The organism is Candidatus Hinthialibacter antarcticus (assembly GCA_030765645.1).
Classification (GTDB): domain Bacteria; phylum Hinthialibacterota; class Hinthialibacteria; order Hinthialibacterales; family Hinthialibacteraceae; genus Hinthialibacter; species Hinthialibacter antarcticus.
This window is the reverse complement of the sequence record JAVCCE010000007.1, coordinates 95,694-108,107: the sequence shown is the minus strand read 5'-3', so window position 1 is coordinate 108,107 and position 12,414 is coordinate 95,694. Positions and strand designations below refer to the sequence as shown.

Here is a 12,414-nt window from a genome sequence, read left to right as displayed (position 1 = left end):
CTGTCGAGAGGATAAAAAGCAGATTCTGTGCCAAAAAATCAATCGAAAGTTTATATTTTTTGTAGAATTTATTTGTGATTCATTGTAATGTAGGCCTAACAAAAGTTCTTTATAGTTTCTCCTCATCATGAATTTTCCAAAACAAATCAAACCGGTTTCTAATGTGAGGGTGAAATGAAAACACGTGGATTTACATTAATTGAACTGTTGATCGTTGTTGCAATCATTGGAATTTTGGCGGCGATTGCCGTGCCGAATTTCCTCAATGCTCAAGTCCGGGCCAAGATTGCACGTTCTCAATCCGACATACGTTCATTGCGTGATGTGGTGCGAATGAGGAACCTCGATACCAACTTATGGCTGGTTGATGGCAATGACTGCGGCGGCGAAGACGAATGTTGTTTTGAAGGCTCATTCTTCGGGAAAAAGCCAATTGACGCCGGGCTGTCTGTATTGAAAGGCGATAACCACTTCAATGGACAAATATATCTGCCATTGACAACGCCAGTCAATTATATGGGATCAATACCTATTGATCCATTCGGCAATGGCGTTTTTTATTCGTATGAAGATTGGGGATGCGCCAATTCTCCCAATGGCGTGTTTGGACTCTTAGCCGCAGCGGGACCGGATTTTGACAGCGGCGACTGGCACCCTGACCTATTGTCGATTGCGTATAATGCGTCTAACGGGGTCGCCAGCAATGGCGACATGTGGCATGTCTGGAAGTTCCGCGATTCGAGCAACAGCCAGGGCGAAAAATACTACGACCAGTATTTCCGCGACAATCCTTGGGGATTTTAAGAGGCGTCGTCCGTAAAGAAGATATCATCCTCAGCGATGTCAGGAATGCCGATTACCAGCACTTCATGGTCGCCTTCGGATGAATGGACGCAACCCGGATCAATTTGAATCAACATCCCTTTTTTTAATGGAAACGAGGCCCCATCCAATGTGATGGAGCCTTCGCCATTTAACACATAATAGAATTCAGTCGCCCGATTGTGGTAATGCGCCTTTGAGCCATTAATATGAACGGTGTGTAGGTACGCTGGCGTTTTATCTTCTCGTGAAACCAGTCGCTTTCGCCAGCCGCAGGTGCTTTTTTCGGTTTCGACTTCTTCTTCATATCGAACCATAAATCGCTTATTTTCCGTTGTCATGACGGCGTCTCCTTGATTTCGGCGTGCGGGTCTTTATCGGCTTCTTTGCCTTCTGGCTCGAGGTGCGTTGTTACCGTAACGGGTTGGTCGAGTGCTTGGCGAAGTTCATCTTCTAAATGGCTGGCTTCGTCGTGCGCCTCATCAAGCGAGACATCCGGCTTGAAGACGAGATGCAACTCTACCCAATGTTTGTCGCCTTCTGAGCGGTGCCGCAGCGCGTGGTAATCCCAACTGTGTTCTTCCGACTCGACTTTAAGAACTTTGCGTACGATGCGGTCAACATCTGAATCAGCCTCATCAAGCAGGCCGCCGACCGATTGACGTACAAGCTTTAGCCCGACGGTCAGGATATACGCGCCTGCAAGAATCGCGGCCAACGTGTCTAGGACGATCCATCCCGTCAGCCAGGCGCAGACGGCGCCAGTGAGCGTGGCGGCGGTGGTAACGAAATCGGAGAGAATATGCTTGCCGTCAGCAATCAGAATGAAGGAATTCACCCGCTTGCCGGTACGGATCAAATACCACCCGACAAAGCCATTCAAGCCTGCCGCGATGATAGAAAACACGGCTGCGAGCTTCATGTCGTCTAATTCATAGCCGTGCGCGATGGCTACTCCTGTTTCATACCAGATTAACATCGCCGCCGCAATGACGAGTCCGCCTTCAAGCGCGGCCGATATAAATTGAATTTTTCCATGGCCGTACAAGTGGTTTTCATCCGGCGGGCGGTGTTTTAATGAGAGTGAATAAGCGGCGAATACGATAACGGGGAGTTGGATGGCGGATTCGATGAAATCCGAAAAAATGGCGAGCGATCCTGATTGGAAGTAAGCCGCGCCTTTGATAAAAATAATTATCACCGCCATAAATAAAGACAGCAACATGGCGCGGCCTTCGACTGACCCGGTATAAGAAAACTCAGACTGCGAATGCTGGTCCATACAAAAAATCTCCCGGCAAATACTGTATCGTTTTCGACTGCGCCTACGAAGCCTTTAATTTCAATTCAAAAAATGATGAACGAATCCCTTTGAAAATTGGCCCAAATTCTTACAATGTGTAGGCTTATAATAGAATAATGCATAATAGCGATTTTCTGACTCGATCAAAGAAAATCGTAATCAATCATCGTGACATTCCACGAAAGGACGAACACCCATGACAGATACATCCCAATCTATTCCGACATTTTCCATCCTTGGACCTCCGGGGTGCGGTAAAGGCACTCAGGCTGAATTCATCAAATCCGATTTGGGGTTTTTGCATGTGAGTTCGGGCGACATTTTTCGTCATGCGCTGGCCCGCGGCGACGAGAACGCCGCCGCCGCCCAAGATTTGATGCAACGCGGCGAACTGGTTCCTGATGAAATGATTAAAACGATGGTTCACGATGAGTTGCAAGATGTTCTTCGTGAAGCGGGCAAACCCAAGGGCGTCTTGTTAGACGGGTTCCCCCGTACGGTTGGCCAGGCGGAAATGATGGACGATCTACTTTCAGACCTTGGTTTGTATTTCGTCGGCATGTTAAACCTGGAAGTTCCCGAATCATTGCTCATCGAACGCTTGCTCAAGCGCGGACAAGGCGCCGAAAAACGCCCCGACGACAACGAAGACGTGATCCGTGAACGTATGCGCGTGTGGAAAGAAAAAACCTTCCCGCTAGAAGATTACTACAAAAAACACGGCAACCTGTTTTCATTTGACGGCGTTGGATCACCGGAAGACGTATTCGGCCGCTTGAAACCAATCATGGTGGAAAACGCCAAGTTAGCCTAACGCCATGCGCGGCGTTTGATTTCGTCTATAATAAGTAATTCCCGTAACGATTCGAATAGAACGCAGGCGCTTATGAAGATTCGCTTTTGGCTTTGTCTCGTCGTATTTTGCACTAGTTCATTTATTGCTGCGGCGCAGGAAACCCCTACGTCGCAGCTTCTCGTTTCATTTGAAGAAATCAACTCGGCTTCGCCTATTGTGTCTCACGCCACGATGACGGTTGCTCTCGCCAAAGCCTTTGTCAACGCAATGCCCGATAAATGGAGCGCGGAAATCAAAGACAGCGGATTCGATTTGGCGACGATTACAACTTTGGTCGAGTCGCTTCGCGTTGATGATTCCATTGAAAACGAATCTGAAAAATACCGGCTCGAAGTTGTGAAAAAAAATCTTCCTAAAGATGCGAACGCCGCGCCTGGGTACTTGGTGATCCACTCCAATAAACTCCGACTGCCGGTTCCGTTGTTGGTGACCTCTGTAGCTGTGGGCGCGATTCAACTGGCGTTTCGCGACTTCAAAGACAAACAGGCTGAGCTGACGGCGCTGGTCGAAGAAATAAAGCAGTCGCCGAAAGGGATGCTGTATGACCAGCACGACGTCTATGACGGCTCGTGGCTGCGCTTGAGTTTAGAATGACCGATTGCGTTTCTTCTATCGAACAAACATTACGCGACGCGTTGGGAGACGGCCTGCGAACCCAGGTTCCGCTCGCCCCGTACACGACGTTGCAAATTGGCGGCCCGGCGGAGTTCTTTTTGGAAGCGACTTCGCAAGACCAACTGATCGCGGCCTATCGGGCGGCGAATGAGTTAGGGCTTCGCTTTATTTTTCTGGCGGGCTGTTCCAACGTGTTGATTGATGACGCAGGGCTCAAGGGCCTGGTCGTCGTGAATAAGACGCAAGAAATTCATTGGCATGATGATTTCACCGTCCATGTAGACGGTGGCTACAATCTCGACCAGTTTGTCACCGACGCATCGCAGCGCGGTTGGGCGGATATTACATTTGCGGCGGGCATCCCCGGTTCGATCGGCGGCGCCATTGTCGGCGGCGCGGGCGCGTTTGGAAACCTGGTACATGAATTTGTGCTGGAAGCCCGCGTACTTCGTAAGGACGGCGGCATTGAGAATGTCCCCGTTGAGTCGTTGGGAATTACCTATCGTAACAGTGAAGCGCGCAAACGCGGCGATATTTTGCTCGGGGCTTATTTGGGGAAATTTGAATCCGGCGACGATGAGGCGCTGCTTGAAAACATTAAGAAAATCAAAGAGCAGCGCGAAGTCAAACACCCTGGCGTCGATGAGCCGTCCGCTGGGTCGTTTTTTAAGAACTTACCGCCCGCCGAACCCGGCGGATGGAGAACCCCCGCAGGCAAGTATTTAGATGAAGCGGGCGTGAAGGGAATGCGCGTCGGCAATGCGGGCGTGTTCGACAAACACGCCAATATCATCATCAATTTAGGCGGGGCGACCTGTGACGACGTGAACCAACTGGCGCAGCAAATGGCTGAGCGGGTCAACGAAAAATTTAACATCAAACTCGAACGCGAAGTTCAATACCTAAAGTAAGGTTCATCCGGTAAGTGAGTACTTACATTGATGGATGGGCATAATATTGATTCAGAAACAGGCTCCGGCATTTCATAAATTGACAAACCAATCAGGCGTGGGTGGAACTCTGGGAGCGCCTGTGCATAAGGGCCTGAAAGCCCGCACTGAAGCGAGCAGAGTTGTACCCATGCCTGATACAGCGAAAGATCAAGGATTTACGAAAAAGCGTCAAAAAAACGCAATTCAATTTGTGATAAAGTATCCAAATACCGGAAGAACCTAAAGTAAACCTAATTATGAGCTATCGAATTGTTGAAGCATCCTTTGTAACCACGGCGCCGACGATGAAATTTTGTCCGCCCGCCGACCGCGTCGAAATCGCGGTTGCGGGGCGTTCAAACGTCGGGAAATCCAGTTTGATTAACGCGCTGTGCAACCACAAGTCGCTGGCTAAAACCTCCGGCACTCCAGGCAAGACGCGCGCCATCAATTATTTTAGTCTGCGCATAGAGCCTGGCTCGATGAAATTCTATCTGGTTGATCTGCCTGGATACGGCTATGCGAAAGTCTCCAAAAGCGAGCAGGGTGAATGGGGGAAATCCATGGCGGATTTCCTGCACCGCCGCGAACCATTGGTTTCCGTCATCCATCTGATTGATTGCCGACACGACCCATCCAAACAGGACGTGCAAATGAGAGATTGGATTCTCACGACTGGTTTGGTTCCGATAACGGTTTTCACAAAAGCGGACAAACTCAAACGCGGCGCGTTGAATCAACAGATCAAACGTATGGAAAAGTTATTGTTGTTTGGGGAGAATGAACGCTGGATCACAACATCCGCCGTCAAAAAAGACGGACTTAAAGAGCTCAGCGTGATGATTGGCGAATTGGTTGAGTCCGTACCCGAGGGCCGTATTAGCAATCCCGACGAAGAATAAAGTCAATTAACATCTGCAATGATTGTATGCATTCCGGTGATTTAACGTGCGGCGCAACTGCGTTTAAATGTTCTGACGCCAAGTCGCCGTATTTGCGTCCAACGGAATAAGCATACTCAATTGAACCCAACTCGTTCATTAAACCCAACAGCGCTTCGCGTTTTTCTTCGACGCTGGCGTCGCCATCCAGGATGGCTTCCGCTTTTTGGCTTTCACGTTCGAAGAGGTGAATTAATGGCAACGTCGCCTTGCCGTTGCGAACATCAACGCCTTGTTCTTTGCCAAGGGTCGAGAGATGGGCGGTATAATCCAGCACGTCGTCCGTGATCTGAAACGCCATGCCGATGCAGTGGCCGTAGCCGTGCATGTGTTCGACGGTCTCTTCGTCCAGTTCGGCTAACTCCGCGCCGGAGGCGGTCGCCGCTGCCATCAGCGAAGCCGTTTTGCAGGAAATCATTTCTAAATAATCGGCTTCATTGACGCCGTTATGGTAGGAATATTCTAACTCGCGAATCTCGCCTAAACACATCTGCCCGGTGGCATGAGTCAACATGGTTTGCGCCTGGATGCACTTGCTGGCGAGCAGCAACTTGAATGCTTTGCAAAATAAAAAGTCGCCGAGAAGCACGGCAATTGAGTTGCCCCAATTATTTGAAACTGTTTCAACGCCGCGCCGCATGGGGGCTTCGTCGATAATATCGTCATGTACAAGAGTCGCGAGGTGTACCAGTTCGACGCCGGTTGCGATCTGCCGGGCGGATTCATTTTCAATGCCGAACGAGCTCGCGCTCAATAACGCCATTGCGGCCCGCACCCATTTGCCTTCGCCTTTGAGCAAGTGTTCAGAAATTGCATCTACCACCGAAACGCGAAACGGTTCAGGAATAAATAAACGCCCGTCACCACTGACCAGTTTTTCTAACAAATTTCGTTCAGAGGTCGCGAGTATCGTGTTTTCGTATAAATTCTTGGTCAGGTCTAATTCGGATTGAATCGGCGAACAAATCTGTTGAATCGAAATTTCGGTCGATTGGGACGTCCCATCCGAATAAGCAGGAATGGTCGAACTCATAAAATTGGTCGGCCCTTACTCAAAAATGATCTTCGATATCCTCAGTTGGAACGGTGGAATCGAAATGCGTTATGATGCTATATCATAGGGTGTTATAACATTCTCGCTGCTTTCGTTAGAGAGTCAAGGAAAAGGGAAGGAACTTCTACGTTGTTATGCCTGAATTACCCGAAATCGAAACGGTGCGTCTCGCTGTCGAACGCCTTGCGTTGGGGCGTACCATCGCATATTACAAAGTCATGCGGGCAGATTATTTTCAGCAGGGCGCGGAGTTTGCATCAAAACTCAAAGGCGCAAAGATTACCGCCGTTGTGCGCCGGGGAAAATTTCTATCAATTGTATTGGACAGAGGTTATGTGTTGATGCACCATTTGGGGATGAGCGGGCGTTTTCTCCATGTTCCAACTAAAACACCGATTGAGACGCACACCCATTTGCGCATAGGGCTTGATGATGGGGGCTCTGAGTTCCGGCAGCGCGACCCGCGCCGGTTCGGGTTTGCAGCGATTTTTCAGCCGGGGCAGTTAGAGATGTTTGATTCCTGGAGCTGTCTTGGTCCGGATGCGCTGGAAATCCGCCTCAATATATTTCAGAAAATTCTGCATGGACGAACAGCGCCAATCAAAAACGTATTGCTAAACCAGCGGCGAATTGCCGGGCTGGGCAATATCTATGTTGATGAGGGGTTGTTTCGCGCAAACATTTTACCGACCCGGAGGGCTGGTGATGTTAGCGAAACCGAAAGCAAATTGCTTTTACGTTCGCTCAAGCAGGTATTAAAAGAGTCGATCCGTGCAGGAGGATCAACAACCAATGATTTTCAACAATTGGATGGGCGCTTCGGCGAGTTCCAACATGCGCATCGCGTTTATGGAAGGCAAGGCCAGCCGTGTTTGAACTGTAGAAAGGAGATACATAAAGTCGTTTTAGGTGGTCGCGGAACGCACTTCTGCCCCTCTTGTCAAAAATAGATTGAAAAAAGGGGGAGATTATGACCAGGTGTCGTCTTGCGGAGTGCTTGCGCCGTTGTTGATTCCCTGAACATGCGCTTCACCAAAGATGAGACGGTGCATGTGCCGTTGATAGCGTTCCATCTCTTCATGGTTGGTGGAGCGGATGGCAAGACGAAATTCAAACCGTTCTGAGCGGGACCAACTCCAAAAGCCCTTTTTCATTTCCGCCCGGGAAACAATATCAACAGGAATCTCAAGCGGGTCTTCGCTGCCGCGCAAAATGAAAATCAACTTGCCGCGCGCAGGAATGGGGATTCTGCGGTCGCATTCAAAATGCAACATATTCAGGCTGAAATTAATTATCCGCCCTTGCACGTCGATTGGTGGAATCTGTGTGCCATTGATGTGGATTGATGCGTTGATTGCTGCATCAAACCGATACACGACATTAGTTCCGTTGCCCGATGCGCCGATCATGGTTTACCTCCATGTTACCGATGCAGACTGAACGACAATGTCTGACGGCAAGAATGGCTTTTAAAATGTTCAACCCTGGGCAATAGTAAGAGAATTCAGCACGCATGTCCATAGCATATATAGGTCTATGTTACATTGCCTAATATTATATATCAATACTTTTTTTGTAAAATTTTCTTCTGAGTGTTAAGATTTTTTTTACTCTTGTTGAATTCGATACACATTGAATATATTGCTCTGCCTCTATAAAAATGAAAAAAAGGGAAAAATCCCTATAATAATCAAGGTTTTTGCAATTTTATTCGAAACAAAATGTCTTACAACAACTATTTTAACTTTCGTTTATCAGTTTACTATAGATAAATAATTTTCTATTTCAACCTTACGATTACGTCATGCTTTACTTTTTCACAGACTGTGGAAGAAAAAGTGAGAGGTGAAAGCGCTGCTTGTGCGGTGGGGCAATCGGCGCAAAAATCTGTCTCATACCAAAAGAGAGGTCGTCTTGTATGTCAGCCAGCGTCAAACGCGAGATAGAAACCTTGCGCGCGAACATTCGTCGCCACGAGTATTTATACTACATCACGGCTCAGCCTGAGATTAGCGACCAGGAATTCGATGCGCTGATGAAACAACTGGAGACGCTGGAGGCGGAGCATCCACAATATGCGTCGCCTGATTCTCCTACTCAACAAGTCGGCGGGGAACCGCTAAGCGAATTTGAAACAATTGCCCATCGCGTGCCGATGCTGTCAATCAGCAATACCTATTCGGAAGAAGAACTGCGCGATTTTCATACGCGCTTGCTCAAGACTCTCGAAGTGGATGACATGGAATACGTCGTGCAACCCAAAGTCGACGGCGTCGCGATTTCGCTGATTTACCAGGAAGGCAAACTCGTACGCGCACTAACACGCGGCGACGGAAAACAAGGCGATGACGTAACCCAAAATGTGCGCACCATTCGTTCGCTACAGCAAACGCTCAACGGCGCACCTGCGTATTTAGATGTGCGTGGGGAAATTTTTCTACACGCCAAGGGGTTTGAGCGTATGAACTGTGAGCGTGAAGAGTCAGGCGAGGCGCCGTTTGCAAACCCTCGCAACGCCACCGCCGGGACGCTGAAAATGCTCGATTCGAGCATCGTTCGGAAACGCCCGCTCGATTTGTTCGTCCATACGCTGGGAGAACTCGACGGGACGACATTCGATACTGATGCCGATTTCATGCGAGACTGCGAGTCGTGGGGATTTAACCTGGTTCCTAATTGGAGCGTGAAGCAGGGAATCGAAGCCTTGCTCCAAGCCGTCCAAGAGTGGGACCAAAGACGCCATGAACTCGACTTTGAAGTTGACGGTCTCGTTATCAAAGCCAATTCATTTAAACATCGCCATCAGGCGGGATTTACGTCAAAGAGTCCGCGTTGGGCGATTGCCTACAAATTCACCGCCGAAGAAGCCGAGACGAAATTGTTAAGCATCGACCTCAATGTCGGGCGAACCGGCGCCATTACTCCTAGGGCGAATTTAGGCCCGGTATTGCTCGCGGGAACGACCATTAGCCATGCGACCTTACACAACTTCGATGAAATCAAGCGAAAAGATATCCGCATTGGCGACCAAGTCATCATTCAAAAAGGCGGAGAGATTATCCCCAAAGTGGTTCGCGTTTTGACCGAAAAGCGGGATGGCTCGCAACTGGAATATAAGCCAGAGTTGAAATGCCCGTCATGCGGCGACGAGATTCAAAAGAGCAAAGACGATGACGTCGTCTATCGCTGCATTAACTTGAACTGCCCCGATCAGTTGAAACGCCGTATTGAACATTTTGTGCAGCGTAACGCGATGGACATAGACGGCGTGGGGAAAAAATTGATTGAAGCGCTTTGCGATTTGAATATGACAACCTGCCTGTCTGATTTATATCACCTCGATAAAGACGCGCTGGCGAACCTTGAGCGCATGGGCGAAAAGTCAGCGCAAAATGTGATCGACGGGTTGGAGCGCAGCAAACAGCGCCCGGTAGACCGGTTTCTTTTCGCGATTGGAGTGCGCCATGTTGGTAGTCATGTCGCGGAGGTCTTGATGCGCGGGCGTTCAAACCTATGGGACCTGAAAGAGTTGAACGAAGACGAATTGGCGGCCATTCATGAAGTCGGCCCGACGGTTGCTGAAAGCGTGTATCAGTTTTTTCAACAACCACACAATATTGATGAACTCAAACGACTTCAAGAATACGGGTTGAAATTTGAGCAGGAGCCTAGCGAGTCTGCGGCGCCTGTTGATTCACCGTTCAATGATAAGACCTTTGTTTTGACGGGGACGTTAGAAAACTATACCCGCAACCAAGCCGCAGAAATGGTGCGCGCGCGCGGCGGGCGCGTTACGGGTTCGGTCAGCAAGAGCACCGATTATGTGATCTGCGGTGAAAACCCTGGCTCAAAGCGCGACAAAGCCGAAAAACTGGGCGTGACCATCCTCACCGAAACAGAATTTGCTTCATGGTTGGAGCCTTAACATCTAAACTATGAATAGGCCTTCTTTTTATTGAACCCATGCTGGTACAGTAAAAGCCTGTTCTGTTGACATGCGAGGTCATTCGATGAATCTTACAATTGATCAAGACAAAATTAAACATTTCTGCGATAAGTGGCATATCAAATCGCTCTATTTATTCGGCTCCGTTCTTCGTGATGACTTTCATTCTGACAGCGATGTCGATGTGCTGGTCAAAATGAGAGACTATGAAGGCATCGGACTGTATGAATGGCAGGACATGACTGACGAGTTAGAAAACCTATTCGGTCGCCCGGTCGATCTGGTATCAGCTGATGGAGTTCGAAATCCATTCGTGCGACGCGCCATTGCGCAGAACCGGAGGCTGATTCATGCCTCCGAATAAAGACGACCGGGCTTTTCTATTTGATATGTTAACCGCCGTCAGAGATTCCTGATATAGAACTCTAATGGAACTACGCCAATCCAAAACAGCCATCATCTTGTAGGGCATTACTTGGGGATTTTTTTGTAAATGCTTTATAAAGAGAAACTTAATTAAGGATAGTACCAATATTATCATTCATCTGAATCCGAATATCGGACTCGCGTTTTTTTTACATTTTCTATAGGCGCCGCCCAAAAATAGTGTAATATATGCCGGAAGAGGCAGGACCGAAGTACCTGATTACGCCGGATTCGCATTTCCCCAAACAACCTGCATGGTCTGGAAAAGCGCCGGAGAGACAGGATCTGAGGGCGCCCCAAAATCAGACAGTTTGTTTGAAAGGAGACCGTGCAATGGTGACCGGTCGAGTCAAGTGGTTTAACGAGCAAAAAGGGTATGGGTTTATTGAGCATGATGGCGGAAAAGACCTTTTCGTTCATCACACCGGAATATCAGGGGATGGTTTTAAAAACCTGTATGAAGGCCAAACCGTAGAGTTTGAAATCGAAGATGGAGACAAAGGCCCCAAGGCGGTAAACGTCTCCATCACTGGCGAGTAACCTACTACTTTTCTTCCATTGCATATTTAGCCGCCCGCTCTAATCGAACGGGCGGTTTTTGTTTTATAGTGGTTGCCAGAATCCTGTGCGGGTTGAGTTTTCATAACTGTATCTATCGCTGAGCCCTACGGGTGCGCTTAACGCACAGTATTTTATCAAACGCTCTAAGCGGGAATCGTATTGATTTTGAACTTGGCGAGTTTTGTGTTGTGAGAAACCAGCGTTAAGTTTTCGCATTGGGCTTGCGCAACCAGCATCCGTTCAAACTGGGCGTTGTCCATGCCCGAAATCGCTCCCGCCGCAACCGCGTGTTCCGAGGTGACGGGCAACGGCAAAAATTGTTCAGCTTCGATATCCGAATAACTGTCAGGAATCTTGATCTTGCCCGTCTTGCGATTGATGGAAATCTCCCAGATGGTCGCCGCGCTGATAAAGACGACGTTATGGCTTTTGCGAATTTCCGCCTTGGCTTGATCTGACAATTGCGGGTCGTCCATTAACCACCAGAGATACACTTGCGTGTCGAGTAACAGTTTCACCATTCGATCCCCTGAAATACGTTTTGGCGTTCATCTTCGGGTTCATCGCGGTTGTCTTTAATCACGATTTTCCCTTTTAAGCGTCCGGGCTTGCGAGGTTCGGTTGGGCCGTCAGAGTAGGGAACCAATTTGGCGACGGGTTTTCCGGCTTTTGCAATGATAATTTCTTCGCCGTTTTCAACATCGACAAGTAGTTTCGATAAGTGCGTTTTCGCCGCGTGAATATTTGAAATTTTCATCCATCTCTCCCTTAAGACCAACTTAGTCTACCCAGTAGAGTCTTGAAAATGAAGGTGTTAAGAGAAAATAAGGCCCATTTTTCTGTGTTTATTGAATCAGAATAGTTTAACTAAGTTTAGTTGTTATGTTTGAACACAAAGAAAAACCGACTGCATTCATATAGAACACAGTCGGCTGAGATTCTTACTTATGTGTATTAC

General features: G+C 48.5%; 15 protein-coding genes. 9 read left to right on the top strand and 6 right to left on the bottom strand.

What is annotated here, in order from left to right; all coding sequences use genetic code 11:
• Nucleotides 1-174: 174 nt before the first annotated feature.
• On the top strand, nucleotides 175-804 hold the full coding sequence (locus P9L94_02065; protein ID MDP8242837.1) for a prepilin-type N-terminal cleavage/methylation domain-containing protein: 630 nt from the start codon (nucleotides 175-177) through the stop codon (nucleotides 802-804).
• Here the strand turns inward: P9L94_02065 and P9L94_02060 are convergent.
• Both P9L94_02060 and P9L94_02055 read right to left on the bottom strand, forming a co-directional pair.
• Nucleotides 801-1,163, bottom strand: coding sequence for a cupin domain-containing protein (locus tag P9L94_02060; protein MDP8242836.1), 363 nt, complete (start codon nucleotides 1,161-1,163; stop codon nucleotides 801-803). The two genes, P9L94_02065 and P9L94_02060, sit on opposite strands and share 4 nt — an antisense overlap.
• Nucleotides 1,160-2,104 carry a cation diffusion facilitator family transporter gene (locus P9L94_02055; protein ID MDP8242835.1) on the bottom strand — a complete coding sequence of 315 codons (945 nt, stop codon included), beginning with the start codon at nucleotides 2,102-2,104 and terminating at the stop codon, nucleotides 1,160-1,162. The genes P9L94_02060 and P9L94_02055 overlap by 4 nt, the downstream gene beginning before the upstream one ends.
• Nucleotides 2,105-2,321: 217 nt before the next feature.
• Between P9L94_02055 and P9L94_02050 the strand changes: the two genes are divergently transcribed.
• From P9L94_02050 to yihA, 4 genes are all read left to right on the top strand, one after another.
• Entirely contained in the window at nucleotides 2,322-2,939 is a 618-nt protein-coding gene (locus tag P9L94_02050; GenBank protein ID MDP8242834.1) for an adenylate kinase, read from the top strand.
• Nucleotides 2,940-3,011: 72 nt separating this feature from the next.
• Nucleotides 3,012-3,575, top strand: a complete 564-nt coding sequence (locus P9L94_02045) for a hypothetical protein (protein MDP8242833.1) — start codon at nucleotides 3,012-3,014, stop codon at nucleotides 3,573-3,575.
• Nucleotides 3,572-4,507 carry a UDP-N-acetylmuramate dehydrogenase gene (gene murB / locus P9L94_02040; protein ID MDP8242832.1) on the top strand — a complete coding sequence of 312 codons (936 nt, stop codon included), beginning with the start codon at nucleotides 3,572-3,574 and terminating at the stop codon, nucleotides 4,505-4,507. The genes P9L94_02045 and murB overlap by 4 nt, the downstream gene beginning before the upstream one ends.
• 278 nt (nucleotides 4,508-4,785) lie before the next feature.
• Entirely contained in the window at nucleotides 4,786-5,430 is a 645-nt protein-coding gene (gene yihA, locus P9L94_02035; protein ID MDP8242831.1) for a ribosome biogenesis GTP-binding protein YihA/YsxC, read from the top strand.
• Here yihA and P9L94_02030 read toward each other — a convergent pair.
• On the bottom strand, nucleotides 5,408-6,502 hold the full coding sequence (locus P9L94_02030; protein ID MDP8242830.1) for a polyprenyl synthetase family protein: 1,095 nt from the start codon (nucleotides 6,500-6,502) through the stop codon (nucleotides 5,408-5,410). The genes yihA and P9L94_02030 overlap by 23 nt on opposite strands.
• 155 nt (nucleotides 6,503-6,657) lie before the next feature.
• On the opposite strand from P9L94_02030, the gene mutM reads away from it, so the two are divergent.
• Complete coding sequence (gene mutM, locus P9L94_02025; protein MDP8242829.1) at nucleotides 6,658-7,473, top strand: bifunctional DNA-formamidopyrimidine glycosylase/DNA-(apurinic or apyrimidinic site) lyase; 816 nt, start codon at nucleotides 6,658-6,660, stop codon at nucleotides 7,471-7,473.
• A gap of 18 nt (nucleotides 7,474-7,491) precedes the next feature.
• Here the strand turns inward: mutM and P9L94_02020 are convergent, their stop codons facing one another.
• A complete protein-coding gene (locus P9L94_02020; protein MDP8242828.1) occupies nucleotides 7,492-7,932 on the bottom strand; it encodes a hypothetical protein in 441 nt (146 codons plus the stop codon).
• A gap of 509 nt (nucleotides 7,933-8,441) precedes the next feature.
• Between P9L94_02020 and ligA the strand changes: the two genes are divergently transcribed.
• From ligA to P9L94_02005, 3 genes are all read left to right on the top strand, one after another.
• Nucleotides 8,442-10,448 carry an NAD-dependent DNA ligase LigA gene (gene ligA / locus P9L94_02015; protein ID MDP8242827.1) on the top strand — a complete coding sequence of 669 codons (2,007 nt, stop codon included), beginning with the start codon at nucleotides 8,442-8,444 and terminating at the stop codon, nucleotides 10,446-10,448.
• An 85-nt stretch (nucleotides 10,449-10,533) separates the two neighbouring features.
• Nucleotides 10,534-10,833, top strand: a complete 300-nt coding sequence (locus P9L94_02010) for a nucleotidyltransferase domain-containing protein (GenBank protein ID MDP8242826.1) — start codon at nucleotides 10,534-10,536, stop codon at nucleotides 10,831-10,833.
• 395 nt (nucleotides 10,834-11,228) lie between these two features.
• Nucleotides 11,229-11,435, top strand: coding sequence for a cold-shock protein (locus P9L94_02005; GenBank protein ID MDP8242825.1), 207 nt, complete (start codon nucleotides 11,229-11,231; stop codon nucleotides 11,433-11,435).
• 164 nt (nucleotides 11,436-11,599) lie between these two features.
• Here P9L94_02005 and P9L94_02000 read toward each other — a convergent pair whose 3' ends face one another.
• Together P9L94_02000 and P9L94_01995 are read right to left on the bottom strand one after the other, a co-directional pair.
• The gene (locus tag P9L94_02000) at nucleotides 11,600-11,977 is read right to left on the bottom strand and encodes a type II toxin-antitoxin system VapC family toxin (GenBank protein ID MDP8242824.1); all 378 of its coding nucleotides are present in this window, start codon (nucleotides 11,975-11,977) and stop codon (nucleotides 11,600-11,602) included.
• Nucleotides 11,971-12,213 (bottom strand): type II toxin-antitoxin system prevent-host-death family antitoxin, encoded by a 243-nt coding sequence (locus P9L94_01995; GenBank protein ID MDP8242823.1) that lies wholly within the window; start codon nucleotides 12,211-12,213, stop codon nucleotides 11,971-11,973. Before P9L94_01995 ends, P9L94_02000 begins: the two co-directional genes overlap by 7 nt.
• Nucleotides 12,214-12,414 lie beyond the last annotated feature (201 nt).

Bases quoted from the DNA above. Each gene is read 5' to 3' on its own strand.
- P9L94_02065 (MDP8242837.1), top strand. From the start codon at position 175: ATGAAAACACGTGGATTTACATTAATTGAACTGTTGATCGTTGTTGCA.
- P9L94_02060 (MDP8242836.1), bottom strand. From the start codon at position 1,163: ATGACAACGGAAAATAAGCGATTTATGGTTCGATATGAAGAAGAAGTC.
- P9L94_02055 (MDP8242835.1), bottom strand. From the start codon at position 2,104: ATGGACCAGCATTCGCAGTCTGAGTTTTCTTATACCGGGTCAGTCGAA.
- P9L94_02050 (MDP8242834.1), top strand. From the start codon at position 2,322: ATGACAGATACATCCCAATCTATTCCGACATTTTCCATCCTTGGACCT.
- P9L94_02045 (MDP8242833.1), top strand. From the start codon at position 3,012: ATGAAGATTCGCTTTTGGCTTTGTCTCGTCGTATTTTGCACTAGTTCA.
- murB (MDP8242832.1), top strand. From the start codon at position 3,572: ATGACCGATTGCGTTTCTTCTATCGAACAAACATTACGCGACGCGTTG.
- yihA (MDP8242831.1), top strand. From the start codon at position 4,786: ATGAGCTATCGAATTGTTGAAGCATCCTTTGTAACCACGGCGCCGACG.
- P9L94_02030 (MDP8242830.1), bottom strand. From the start codon at position 6,502: ATGAGTTCGACCATTCCTGCTTATTCGGATGGGACGTCCCAATCGACC.
- mutM (MDP8242829.1), top strand. From the start codon at position 6,658: ATGCCTGAATTACCCGAAATCGAAACGGTGCGTCTCGCTGTCGAACGC.
- P9L94_02020 (MDP8242828.1), bottom strand. From the start codon at position 7,932: ATGATCGGCGCATCGGGCAACGGAACTAATGTCGTGTATCGGTTTGAT.
- ligA (MDP8242827.1), top strand. From the start codon at position 8,442: ATGTCAGCCAGCGTCAAACGCGAGATAGAAACCTTGCGCGCGAACATT.
- P9L94_02010 (MDP8242826.1), top strand. From the start codon at position 10,534: ATGAATCTTACAATTGATCAAGACAAAATTAAACATTTCTGCGATAAG.
- P9L94_02005 (MDP8242825.1), top strand. From the start codon at position 11,229: ATGGTGACCGGTCGAGTCAAGTGGTTTAACGAGCAAAAAGGGTATGGG.
- P9L94_02000 (MDP8242824.1), bottom strand. From the start codon at position 11,977: ATGGTGAAACTGTTACTCGACACGCAAGTGTATCTCTGGTGGTTAATG.
- P9L94_01995 (MDP8242823.1), bottom strand. From the start codon at position 12,213: ATGAAAATTTCAAATATTCACGCGGCGAAAACGCACTTATCGAAACTA.